The organism is Prochlorococcus sp. G5PB11, assembly GCF_059772425.1.
This window is the reverse complement of record NZ_CM186287.1, coordinates 1,334,358-1,346,399: the sequence shown is the minus strand read 5'-3', so window position 1 is coordinate 1,346,399 and position 12,042 is coordinate 1,334,358. Positions and strand designations below refer to the sequence as shown.

Annotated in this window: 13 protein-coding genes; 7 read left to right on the top strand and 6 right to left on the bottom strand. The window is 34.6% G+C overall.

Annotation, left to right across the window (positions count from 1 at the left end; genetic code table 11):
• Window positions 1-45: 45 nt before the first annotated feature.
• From AC6EI0_RS07795 to cbiD, 4 genes are all read right to left on the bottom strand, one after another.
• The gene (locus AC6EI0_RS07795) at window positions 46-750 is read right to left on the bottom strand and encodes an endonuclease/exonuclease/phosphatase family protein (protein ID WP_498522014.1); all 705 of its coding nucleotides are present in this window, start codon (window positions 748-750) and stop codon (window positions 46-48) included.
• 21 nt (window positions 751-771) lie between these two features.
• The gene (locus AC6EI0_RS07790) at window positions 772-957 is read right to left on the bottom strand and encodes a hypothetical protein (RefSeq protein ID WP_498522013.1); all 186 of its coding nucleotides are present in this window, start codon (window positions 955-957) and stop codon (window positions 772-774) included.
• A gap of 278 nt (window positions 958-1,235) precedes the next feature.
• Window positions 1,236-2,822: a glutamine-hydrolyzing GMP synthase gene (guaA, locus tag AC6EI0_RS07785; RefSeq protein ID WP_498522012.1), complete on the bottom strand. Its 1,587-nt coding sequence runs from the start codon at window positions 2,820-2,822 to the stop codon at window positions 1,236-1,238.
• Between the two features lie 76 nt (window positions 2,823-2,898).
• A complete protein-coding gene (gene cbiD, locus AC6EI0_RS07780; RefSeq protein ID WP_498522011.1) occupies window positions 2,899-4,044 on the bottom strand; it encodes a cobalt-precorrin-5B (C(1))-methyltransferase CbiD in 1,146 nt (381 codons plus the stop codon).
• A gap of 79 nt (window positions 4,045-4,123) precedes the next feature.
• Between cbiD and AC6EI0_RS07775 the strand changes: the two genes are divergently transcribed.
• The 5 genes from AC6EI0_RS07775 to pdxA all read left to right on the top strand — a co-directional run bounded on the left by AC6EI0_RS07775 (window position 4,124) and on the right by pdxA (window position 8,835).
• Entirely contained in the window at window positions 4,124-5,278 is a 1,155-nt protein-coding gene (locus tag AC6EI0_RS07775; protein WP_498522010.1) for a pyridoxal-phosphate-dependent aminotransferase family protein, read from the top strand.
• Window positions 5,279-5,496: 218 nt separating this feature from the next.
• Window positions 5,497-5,919 carry a DUF6554 family protein gene (locus tag AC6EI0_RS07770; protein ID WP_498522009.1) on the top strand — a complete coding sequence of 141 codons (423 nt, stop codon included), beginning with the start codon at window positions 5,497-5,499 and terminating at the stop codon, window positions 5,917-5,919.
• A 146-nt stretch (window positions 5,920-6,065) separates the two neighbouring features.
• On the top strand, window positions 6,066-6,476 hold the full coding sequence (locus AC6EI0_RS07765) for an HNH endonuclease (RefSeq protein WP_498522008.1): 411 nt from the start codon (window positions 6,066-6,068) through the stop codon (window positions 6,474-6,476).
• Between the two features lie 260 nt (window positions 6,477-6,736).
• Complete coding sequence (locus AC6EI0_RS07760) at window positions 6,737-7,636, top strand: SDR family oxidoreductase (RefSeq protein ID WP_498522007.1); 900 nt, start codon at window positions 6,737-6,739, stop codon at window positions 7,634-7,636.
• Between the two features lie 173 nt (window positions 7,637-7,809).
• Window positions 7,810-8,835 carry a 4-hydroxythreonine-4-phosphate dehydrogenase PdxA gene (pdxA, locus tag AC6EI0_RS07755; protein ID WP_498522006.1) on the top strand — a complete coding sequence of 342 codons (1,026 nt, stop codon included), beginning with the start codon at window positions 7,810-7,812 and terminating at the stop codon, window positions 8,833-8,835.
• Between the two features lie 9 nt (window positions 8,836-8,844).
• On the opposite strand, the gene accB is transcribed toward pdxA, so the two are convergent.
• Both accB and efp read right to left on the bottom strand, forming a co-directional pair.
• Window positions 8,845-9,342, bottom strand: coding sequence for an acetyl-CoA carboxylase biotin carboxyl carrier protein (gene accB / locus AC6EI0_RS07750; RefSeq protein ID WP_498522005.1), 498 nt, complete (start codon window positions 9,340-9,342; stop codon window positions 8,845-8,847).
• A complete protein-coding gene (gene efp, locus AC6EI0_RS07745) occupies window positions 9,339-9,902 on the bottom strand; it encodes an elongation factor P (protein ID WP_036906095.1) in 564 nt (187 codons plus the stop codon). The genes accB and efp overlap by 4 nt, the downstream gene beginning before the upstream one ends.
• 63 nt (window positions 9,903-9,965) lie before the next feature.
• Here efp and AC6EI0_RS07740 point away from each other — a divergent pair, with 63 nt between their 5' ends.
• Both AC6EI0_RS07740 and thiL read left to right on the top strand, forming a co-directional pair.
• On the top strand, window positions 9,966-11,042 hold the full coding sequence (locus AC6EI0_RS07740; protein ID WP_498522004.1) for a peptidylprolyl isomerase: 1,077 nt from the start codon (window positions 9,966-9,968) through the stop codon (window positions 11,040-11,042).
• Between the two features lie 12 nt (window positions 11,043-11,054).
• Window positions 11,055-12,038 (top strand): thiamine-phosphate kinase, encoded by a 984-nt coding sequence (gene thiL, locus AC6EI0_RS07735; RefSeq protein WP_498522003.1) that lies wholly within the window; start codon window positions 11,055-11,057, stop codon window positions 12,036-12,038.
• Window positions 12,039-12,042 lie beyond the last annotated feature (4 nt).

Below are 12,042 nucleotides of genomic sequence, written 5' to 3'. Positions count from 1 at the left end.
GATAATATATTTCTTTTCTACGACCTATACAGAAAAACTGTGATTTCAAATCTCACATATTAAAGGCATGTGATCACTAAATCCTATCCAGTCTTCATATGAACCAATATCAAAAGATTTCACTGTTAGTCCTTTCAAAAATAGAAAGTCAATATGGTAAGACTTATTTTTATTTTTTGTATGAAAAAATGTGGGTTGTTTTTCAGTTCCATAATCCTCTTCCCTTTCATGATGATAAATACTTTTAAAATCTAAATTTCTCAATAAAGACTGAATATTTGAAAAATTATTTTCTTTCTCTCCCTTGTCCCATTCAACAGAATTATTAAAATCACCTCCCATAATTGAAATCTTTGATTCTGCTAACCAATTTTGATAAAAGAATAATGCGTCAGACGTATACCCACTTACATCATTTCCAAATTTTGATGCTCTATGGTTATATGCCCAAACCCCTAAAATATTTAATCGCTCTGTCTCAATAGGAAGAAAATTTATTAATTTCTGATTGTGCAAATGACTAACTTTTGATTCAATAGATTTCGAAACAATTACTCCAAGACCCTTCTTGTCATTGCTTCCAGTCCAAAAAAAATTATATTCAGGAAAAAAGTTAGGACTTAATCTTTCACATTCTTGAATGATTAGGATATCGCTATTAAATGGTTCTATAATTTCAAATTTTTTTGAAAAATTAAGATTACAATTCCAAGTCAATAATTTCATCAGATTTCTAATTGAACTTTGCAAAAACCAAAATTGTTTAGTTTTTTATTCATTTCCCCTCTCCCTCATCTTGTAGAAAGTTTCTTCGCACCTGATAACAACGCCTTTATAACTCTCTGGAAATTCTTTCATAAGAGTTGTGATTACGGATGACGTTGGGAATCCTCCTTTGATATGAAAGACAACTTCTTTCTTGTTAGCAATGATGAAGTGAGGAGGAAGTTGTTTCACGCAGGAGTCCTCTTTCTCTCAATAATATTATCCATAAGTAGAGAAATCATAGATTAATTCCATAAATTGAGATCGATGGAAATAGGAATAAAATTAGCAAGCAAGTGTAGAGAAAACCTCTTTCTACGATTTCTCCATGGAGACGCTCACACCGTGCTACGTGGAACTTACGTGGAACACGTGTCTTCACAACCCTTGCAATTAGGTTGTCTATTTTTTACTTTGTGCTCACGTGGAACTACTACTTTTAATCTATAACTACAATTAAGTAGTCATTGTTATTCCCACTCAATAGTTCCTGGAGGCTTGCTTGTTATATCCAAAACAACTCTATTAACTCCTTCAACTTCGTTAACTATACGGTTAGAAATTTTCTCTAAAACATCATATGGTATACGAGACCAATCAGCCGTCATTCCATCTTCACTGGAAACACAACGCACAACAATGGGCCATGCATAAGTTCTTTGATCTCCCATTACTCCAACTGAATAAACAGGCAATAAAACAGCAAAAGCTTGCCATATCTCATTGTATAAACCAGCTTTATTAATCTCCTCTCTCACAATTAAATCTGCATCCCTTAGACAATTTAATTTTTCATGAGTAACCTCTCCTAAAATTCTTATAGCCAACCCTGGGCCAGGGAATGGATGTCTTCGAACAATTTCATTTGGCAATCCCAATGATTTACCAACTTTTCTAACTTCATCTTTGAATAAACGTCTCAAAGGCTCTACCAATTTAAATTGTAAATCTTTTGGCAAGCCTCCTACGTTATGATGACTTTTTATTTTAACAGCTATTCGTTCACCAGTTTTAGGATCAATATTTGTTCCAGAACTTTCTATTACATCTGGATAAAGAGTGCCTTGAGCCAAGTAATCAAAAGGGCCCAAACGAAGACTCTCCTCTTCAAAAACCCTAATAAATTCTGTACCTATAATTTTACGCTTTTGCTCAGGATCAGTTACTCCTTTTAATTTTGAAATAAATCTTTCTCTGGCGTTTATGTATTCAACATTAATTTTGAACTTCTCATCAAATAAAGACATTAAAAATTCTGGCTCACCTTTTCTCATAAAACCTTGATCAATAAACATGCACGTCAATTGATGTCCTATTGCTTTGTTTAATAAAAATGCAAGAGTTGATGAATCAACACCACCCGATAGAGCCAATAAAACTTTTTTATCACCTACCTGTTGTTGAACTTGAGAAACAGCTTCATCTATAAATAAATTTGTCGTCCAATCTGGCTCACACGAACAAATATGGTACACAAAGTTTCTTAATAAAACCATTCCCTGAGTAGAATGAACAACTTCAGGATGGAATTGCACTCCATAAAAGCTCTTTTCGTGACAAGCAATTGCTGCTTCTAAAGTATTAGAAGTATGAGCTAATCTGACAAATCCCTGGGGTAATTGTTGAACTGAATCCCCATGACTCATCCACATTGTGGATCCACTTATGACATTAGTTAATAAAGCTGTTGAATCATCAACTTCTAAAGGTGCCTTTCCGTATTCAGCTTTACCAGTAGCAGGTTTTACAGATCCTCCTAACTGATGAACCATTAATTGCATTCCATAACAAACCCCTAGTACAGGAATACCTAAATTGAAAATCTCTTGGTCACAATATGGCGCATCTTCTTCATAAACTGATCCAGGGCCACCGCTTAAAATAATGCCTTTTGGCTGAAGAGAACGCAATTGGTCAGCAGATGTTGTGTAACTCATAACTAATGAGTAAACCTCTGTCTCTCTAATCCTTCGAGCAATTAATTCTGAATATTGAGAACCAAAATCGAGAATTACGATTGCTGGATTACGTTTCTCATCTGAAATCTTTGAAGCCATATCAACCTAATAAATCCTTATAAAACATTCTTATCAAATAGACTAATAAAAATTAAAGGGATATGGCTATACATGCCTATTTATTCAGCATTAACCCTAAAGAATTTATTTGTTTTAAACCGTCAAAACCGGCCCAGCGAATTTGTCTTTTACGATCGAATAGAACACATCCTACTCTCATCGATGAAGACATATATCTATTTATATAGCCCCGACTTTTAATTTCAATCTCTTTAGCCATCCTACCCCAAACCAAAGATACCGCTTCTGGACTGTTTTCTTCAAGGGTTAATAACGCATTTTCCACTGACGTTGATTGACTTAGAAACCTAATCAAATCAAAAGAAATAGCTTCTCTAACCGCAAGTGAAGTGAGAATTTCAATTCTTGCATCAGCAAGATGATGATGGGTATGAAAAACACCACCAGAAAGTTTTACTAATTTTCCATGATATCCAAATAATAAAAGTTTCTTTACACCATTTTCTGCAGCAGCAACAAGAAGAGGTCCTACCCAATTACCCGTTTTGATAATTTGATTGGCTGGAAGTCCAAATTTTATTGCTAGATCCATTCCATTTTCACCAATCACAAAAGCTAGAAATCCATCAAATGATGGTTTAGAACATTTGTAATGCAAAATATCTTTGCATTGCTTCAATTGATCTGGAGATGAACTGATTTGAGGCTCAGCCTGTGTACCGATGAGGGACAACCCATCTACTACTCCAAATGCTTCATTACTCGTCTTCAAAGCACGATCTTTACCTTGAGGTAAAACGATTTCTACTTTTATTGAATTACCTTTGGGCAAAAGAGGGTAAAGATTCATACACAGTAAATCACGTGCAAAATTGGATATGCATGGAAGACCAGATGATTGAAATTTACCTACTCCAAAACCGGCATGAAAATCAAGCCAATCGGGGAAGCCATCCTCAACTCTTTTCCCAGATTTAAAACTTGCTTTACTGAATTGAATAAAAGCCCAAATTTCAACTCCTCTTGTTATGTCCAAAGGCAGCCCTGATTGACAATGACTAATTGCTAAAGATTTCTTACCATTATCAAGTACAGCTGAAGAACAAATAGGCACCAAAATTGATTCTTCTTGATTTGGTAAATCAATTCTCTCAGTCTCTTTAAATTTATTGCCAATAAGAACATTCGTTGCAGACTTTGCAGCCGCAACTACCCAAACTGGAAGCGTAAATTCATTCAAATTATTGGAAGAGCTGACGATAAAAGAAATTCCATAAATAATTTTTTAGACTAATAATAATCTAGATTTAAATAAGTAAATGCAAGACAAACTCAATCTAATGATACCTGGACCAACACCGGTACCAGAAAGTGTTTTGAGTTCTATGAGTAAGCACCCCATCGGTCATAGAAGTGGAGATTTTCAAACAATTGTTCAAAAAACAACTGAGCAACTCAAATGGCTTCATCAAACAAAAGCAGACGTTCTTACAATTACAGGAAGTGGTACAGCTGCGATGGAGGCAGGAATAATTAATACATTAAGCAAAGGTGATCAAGTCATCTGTGGAGATAATGGAAAATTTGGTGAAAGATGGGTAAAGGTTGCAAAAGCATATGATCTAGATGTAAAAGTTGTAAAAGCTGATTGGGGAGAACCTCTTGATCCAAATCAATTCAAAAGACTTCTCGAAGAAGACACTAATAAAAAAATTAAGGCTGTAATTTTAACTCACTCAGAAACTTCAACAGGAGTAATTAATGATCTTAAATCCATTAATAACGAGGTAAAAAATCATGGTAAAGCTATTACTATTGCTGATTGTGTGACAAGCCTTGGTGCATGTAATATTCCAATGGATGAATGGGGAATTGATGTAATAGCTTCGGGTTCTCAAAAAGGTTATATGATTCCACCGGGTCTTAGTTTTGTTGCCATGAGCAAAAGAGCATGGGAAGCAAATAGTCAATCAAATTTACCTAAATTTTATTTAGATTTAAAACAATATTTAAAAACAGCAAATAAAAATAGTAATCCATTTACTCCTGCAATTAATTTATATTTTGCTTTGGAGGCATCACTCACAATGATGCAAAAAGAAGGCATAAATAATATCTTCACCCGCCACGCTCGTCATCAAAAAGCAACGCAAGAAGGAATAAAAGCCATGGGTTTAAACTTATTTACAAAAGAAAGTTTTGGAAGCCCAGCAATAACAGCTGTTAAGCCTAAAAATATAGATGCAGAAACTATAAGGCAAGTAATAAAAAATGACTTCGACATACTCCTTGCTGGTGGACAAGACCATTTGAAAGGGAAAATCTTTAGGATTGGTCACTTAGGATTTGTCAATGATAGAGACATTATTAGCGTGATATCAGCTTTAGAAAGCACTCTTGATAAAATAGGCAAATTAAACGTACCAATTGGTAACGGTATTGCTAAAACAATTTCAGTACTAAATAACGAATAATATTTAAATAATCATATAAAAAGATAGTCATCATACTCATGTTTAAAAGATAATTGATATAAGAGGCACAATCTTTAATTCACGGAACTTTAAATAAAATCTTGTTTCATTTTAAAAAACAAAAAATTTAATGAATAATGCGAAAACGGTATTACGAAATAAAGCTCGACAGAAGAAAGAAAAATAGATAATTTAAGATTGATAATCTTTTTAAAATCATGCCAATTGAGATAAAGCGAAACTTCTTACCAATTTCAATAATTTGTTTAATCTGCAGTACTACTTTAGGATTAAAAGTTAATGGAGCAGTAACTAACGGAGCAGACATATATTGCTTTATGAGGAATGGGGGAAACACACATGAACCAAGCTGGGAAGCAGCCTATGAATTTATTAAAAGCAAAAAACAAGGTTTATTCAAAACATCACCCAAGCAAGCTGCCTCGTTGATTGTTGAACAAGTAGTTCAAAATCGTGTCAAATATGAGGATTGTATTAATTATTTAGGCGATCTATATACAGGAGAATCTAGCTCCATGGGAATTAATAATGATAAAAAATCAGCAAAAGGAGCAACTACATCAATCAACACCACAGAAAAAAATCCTAAAGGAAAATATATTGATCGATATAATTACTGATTAGTTTATTTTTTGTATTAAGACGAAAAGCAAGGAATAAATCATTCGCAATTAAAAAATAAATCTTGTGAAATCAAAATTAGATATCTTTGATACATTGACTTATTGCTCTATCAAGGCAAAATTAAATTAATTAATTAATACGTATGCACAACAGGGATGCGGTTTTCTTAGAAGATCTATGCCCAAAACTACGTGATAGAAGATGGCGAAAATCATTACATAAATTTACTGGGAACAGATGTATATATTGTGGAAAAAATTCAGAATCAATAGATCATGTTTTACCTCAAAGCAAAGGTGGATTAAGTATCACTGAAAATTGCGTACCAGCCTGCTTATCTTGCAACGGGAGCAAAACAGACAATAATGCTTTTGAATGGTATCGAAAACAACGTTTTTACGACCCAAGGCGTTCAATGGCTATAAGAGCATGGACAGAAGGTGATATACGTCTAGCTTTGAGACTTCTACAATGGGCTCAACCTAAACGAGATGAAAACATTGAGCAATCAAAATCCATTGTAAATGAAGGTTATTCTTGGCAAGTAGCCTAAGGTTCTACCAAACTTGACAGGCGACTGAAGAATTATATTTCTCACATACAGAAACCAAATTAGAAGACCTCTCAGGAACAAAAGCTATACAAAGAAGAGAGCAAATTGATGCAAGCAAAGGCTTTATCAAGCTTTGACTTTTATTCTGCCTAGATAATCTTTTATGGTTCCTTAATTTGCTAGCACCATTTATGGAATTCAGACTAGGCTTAAAAGAAGAAGCAATCATTGCTAAATAACAACATAATACATTTGTACTAATGAATCAGGATATTGTCAAGCGGTTTGATCCTCTACCGCCTAATTCAAAATTAATCATATTTGGAGGCGGCTTTAGTGGACAAAGAATTGCAGTTTTAGCAAGACGTTTAGGGGTAAAGGTTTTGTGCAGCAGAAGAAGCAAAGAAAGTGAAGGAGCTGATTTCATATTCAATACAGAAAAACAATTATCAAATGAAATTCTCGAGGGAGCAACACATGTATTGAGTTGCATACCTCCTTTATTGAATGGTGAAGATCCAGTTCTACTTAAACTCAAAACTCAATTACTAAACTCAAAAAATTTAAAATGGGTTGGCTATTTATCCACTACTGGAGTATATGGTGATACTAAAGGAGGATGGGTAGATGAAAATACTTCTCCTAATCCTCAACAGGAAAGAAGTATTCGTAGATTTGCATGTGAAAAACAATGGATAGAAACCAAGCTTCCTCTTCAAATTCTTAGATTGCCAGGTATTTATGGGCCTGGAAGGTCTGCGTTTGACAGTCTATTCAAGGGAACAACAAAAATGATAGATAAGCCCGGTCAAGTTTTTTCAAGAATTCATGTCGATGATATTGCTGGATCTGTATTATTTTTAATCAATCTCTATTCTCAAGGGAAGAATCCATTAGTGATAAATGTAGCTGATAACTTACCAAGTAATAATCTAGAAGTAATTAATTTCGCAGCAAAAATAGCCAAAAAATCTGTTCCATCAGCAATTCCTTTTGAAATTGCAAAAAAAGAGATGAGTCCAATGGCGCTATCTTTTTGGCAAGAAAATCGAAAAGTTGATAACAAGCTTTTGTGTAAAAAGCTAGGATATTCTCTGATTTATCCGGATTTCAAATCTGGTCTAAAAAATTGTTTCTCTAAATTAAAAATGAATGAATAGTTTTTAAAGTGATAATAATCTTTAATTTCTATTCTTTTGATAAAACACTTAATTTTGATGAATTACCTGAGTCAATAAACTATTTCAAATATCAAAAACATACTTTGATTCATCAAAAGACTTACATTATTAAATCGTTTACGTAAGATAAAAAATCACAATCACATCGCAACATGAAAAGAAATCAAACACCAGAAACAAAGGAAAATACTATTATTATTTCGTTGGGTGATCCCGCAGGAATAGGAACTGAAATAACGCTAAAAGCGCTTGACTCTAAATACTTAAATAAAAATATACAGCCTTTACTTGTAGGATGTAAAAAAAATATTTATCAAACATATATTCAGCTAATTAATCAGGGAATATATAATATTAGTGACCCTAAAGAACTTGATATTATTGATATTCCTTTAGAAAAAGAAATTATTCCAGGAAAAGTAGATGAAAACACTGGCTCAGCAAGTTTTAAATGGCTTGTCAAAGCGACAAATATCCTTCTGGAGGGTAAAGCTAAAGCTCTGGTTACAGCACCTATCTCAAAAATCGCATGGCATAAAGCAGGGCATGAATTTGCAGGTCAAACTGAATTATTAGGTAAATTAACTAATAAGAAGACATCCATGCTTTTTACAGCAATCTCACCAAACAATGGTTGGAGGTTTAATACTTTATTAGCTACAACACATATTTCTCTTAATAAAATAAGTAATAATTTAACCAAAGAGTTAATTAGATATAAATTAGACGAATTGTTGAATTTTTGTCATCAGTTCACAAAAAAACCATTAATCCATGTAGCAGGCTTAAATCCTCACGCAGGAGAAGAAGGAAAAATTGGAATAGAAGAACAAAACTTAATTATTCCTACCTTGAATGAGTGGAAAATAGACAATCCCGGCATCAAAGTTATTGGACCTATACCTCCAGATAGCTGTTGGATTTCATCAGCAGATGCATGGAATCGCCCCTCAAATGAAAATAATGCGCCTGATGGAATTCTTGCTTTGTATCATGATCAAGGTCTCATACCAGTCAAGCTGATTGCTTTTGATGAAGCTGTTAATACAACTCTTGGACTACCTTTTGTGAGAACATCTCCAGATCATGGAACTGCTCTTGATATTGCAGGTAAGTTCAAGGCAAGAGACGCAAGTATGGTTGCTGCAATTAATAACGCCTGGCTTCTTTCTAGATAAGTAAAACTTTTATACAGGTTTTAATCTCATTAAAACTTGACCAAACTCAACTGGTGTTCCATTTTCAACGAGAATTTCAATCACTTCACCACTCACCTCTGACTCTAATTCATTCATTAATTTCATAGCCTCAAGAATACAAACAGCTTGTCCAACACTAATTCTTGATCCAATTTCCACAAAAGGGGGTTCTTCTGGGCCTGGTGCACGATAAAAGGTGCCAACCATAGGAGCAGTCACCTCAACCAAATCAGAGCGGGAGCCAGGGACAGAAGGAGGAGGAGTACTTGGAACTGTAGAAGCCTCAATTTTACGTTGAGGTGATGGTGAATCACTCTCTTCTAATACCTGTTTCTTTTGAGAAATAATAGAATCCGAGGAAGTTCCTAAATTACGTTTTACCTCCAAGTAAAAGTCTTGTCCCTCAAGTCGAAACTCTTGAATATCGCTCTCAGCTAAAGTTGCCAACAAGCGATGTAGCTCTTCGTGATCAAGATTCATAGTCATTGTGTTTCTCGGCCTAGATAACTGTCATTTCGAGTATCTACTCGAATTTTCTCACCAATTGAAATAAATAATGGGACCATAACTTGGGCTCCTGTTTCCAAGATTGCAGGCTTTGTACCTCCCGAAGCAGTGTCACCTTTTACCCCTGGATCAGTTTCTTTTATTTCTAAAACAACTGAGTTGGGTAATTCAACTTCAAGAGGTTTTTCATTCCAAGACACTACATTAACCTCCATACCCTCCTTTAGATATTTCCTACTTTCACCAATTTGTTTAGCTGTTAGGCGTGTTTCTTCATAAGAAGTCATATCCATAAATACAAAATCATCTCCATCCATGTATGTGTGTTGCAACTTTGATTTTTCCAAAAGAGCTTGCGGAACCATTTCACCAGCTCTAAAAGTCTTTTCAACAACACTACCGCTCACAACAGCTTTTAATTTAGTCCTAACAAACGCAGAACCCTTGCCAGGCTTGACATGTAAGAATTCGATTACACGCCAAACCGCACCGTCTAACTCGATCGTAGTGCCAGTGCGAAAGTCGTTACTTGAAATCATTCACACAAAAGATACCAATCGATCATAAGTCTGTGCCAAAGTCATGCAAAACATAGAATTAACATGGCAAAAAAGATTTGCATTCTTGCCCTGGTAACAATCCTATTTTCTTTGAGCTCTACATGGATTGAACCTGCTGCTGCAAGCCTTCCAAATGGTAATCGACTCAAAGATCCATATGCGATATTAAGAAATTCTTTACCGATTGACCAAAAAGAATTACGTGAATTACAAAACAAACTGGAGGATACCAGCGACGATCTTCGAGGAAGTAGATGGTCAGCTATCAGCAAAGCCACCTCGAGAAGTCAATTCTTGGTAAGCAATAGAAAAAATCAAATTCTTGACTCAATACCAGAGGAAAATAGAGAAAAAGCAGTTAATCTGCTCTCAAAATTGAAAGAAGAACTTGATGACTTAGGACAAATCACAAACGAAAAGAATAAAGTCTCATTTCTTAACGTCCGAGGTAAAAGTTTAAAAACAATTGATGATTTAGAATCTCTTTTAATCACTGATGAATTTCCATATAAAATACCTAGTGAATATGACAATCTACCAAGACTTTTAGGTAGAGCAAATGTAGAAATAAAAACATCAAAAGGAAATATGAGCGCAATTATTGATGGATATAATGCTCCTCTAACCGCTGGTGCATTTATAGATCTTTCCTTGAAAGGTTTTTACGATGGTTTACCAATTAATAGAGCTGAAGAATTTTTTATTCTTCAAACTGGAGATCCTAAAGGAGAAGCGATTGGATATATAGACCCTGATAATAATGAGTTGAGAAAAGTTCCATTAGAAATAAGAACTCCTAATCTCGAAGATACACTTTATGGGGAAACTTTTGAAGAAGTTGGCCTTTACACTGAAACCCCAGTTCTTCCATTTGCAACTTTAGGAACACTTGGATGGGCGCACTCTGATACAGATTTAAATGATGGTTCATCTCAGTTTTTCTTTTTCTTATATGAAGCTGAATTAAATCCAGCTGGGAGAAATCTTATTGATGGAAGAAACGCTGCTTTCGGCTACGTAATAGAAGGTTCTGAAATCTTGAATAAACTTGGAGTAGATGACAAAATTATCTCAATTCAAGTATTAAATGGTTCAGAAAATCTAAAACTCAAAGCTTAATTTTTAAACAAAGTGAAAACAACAATTAAAGATTTAGGTGAAATAGAATTACTTAATCGTTTAAAAAGATTTATGCGATCTGCTCAGATAGATGATGATGTCGCAGAAATAAATGCAATTAATAAAAATTTATTGATTAATACTGATTTACTTGTAGATAAAATTCATTTTTCTGAAGAAATATCTAATGCGAAAGAAATTGGCTGGAAATGTATTACCACAAATATTTCTGATCTAATTTGCAGTGGCTCAGACAACATAATTTCCTTTAGCGTTGGACTTGTTTTGCCAGCAAACACACGGTGGCAATGGGTAGAACACCTATACGAAGGAATGCGTGAAGCGATGCAAGAATTCGGAGGAGAAATAATTGGTGGAGATTGCTCTTGTGGAGAAACAAAAATGATTTCAATTACTGCAATTGGAGAAATGAAGCCTCCCAGATTGCATAGAGGAAATGCTTTGCCAGGAGATTATATTGTCAACACTGGATTCCATGGATTGAGTAGATTAGGTTTAGCACTTTTAAAATCAGAGCAACTACCAAGCGAAATCTCAATAAGTTCAAACCTTACTAATAAAGCCATTAACGCACACAAACGCCCTTGTCCGGCTTTCAAGGCGCTCAAAGCATTGAAAGAGTGCAAACCTAAATCATTGAGTTGGAGAGCTGCTGGGACCGATAGCAGCGACGGACTCATTGAATCAATAAGAGGAATTTGCCAAAGCAGTAATTGCCAAGCAATTTTGTCAAAAAGTTCTATTCTTCGAGATCCTGATTGGCCAAAAGATTCACTTTGGGATGAATGGATGCTAAAGGGGGGGGAAGACTATGAATTGATAGTTACTCTTCCTAGAGAATGGGCAGAAGCTTATTCTAAAGAATTGGATTCTGCCCATATTATTGGGTTTATAAAAGAAGGTAAACCAAATATTTCCTGGGATAATTTAGAACCAATTAATATTGAGGAATACAGTCTATTTCAACATTTTTAGCAAT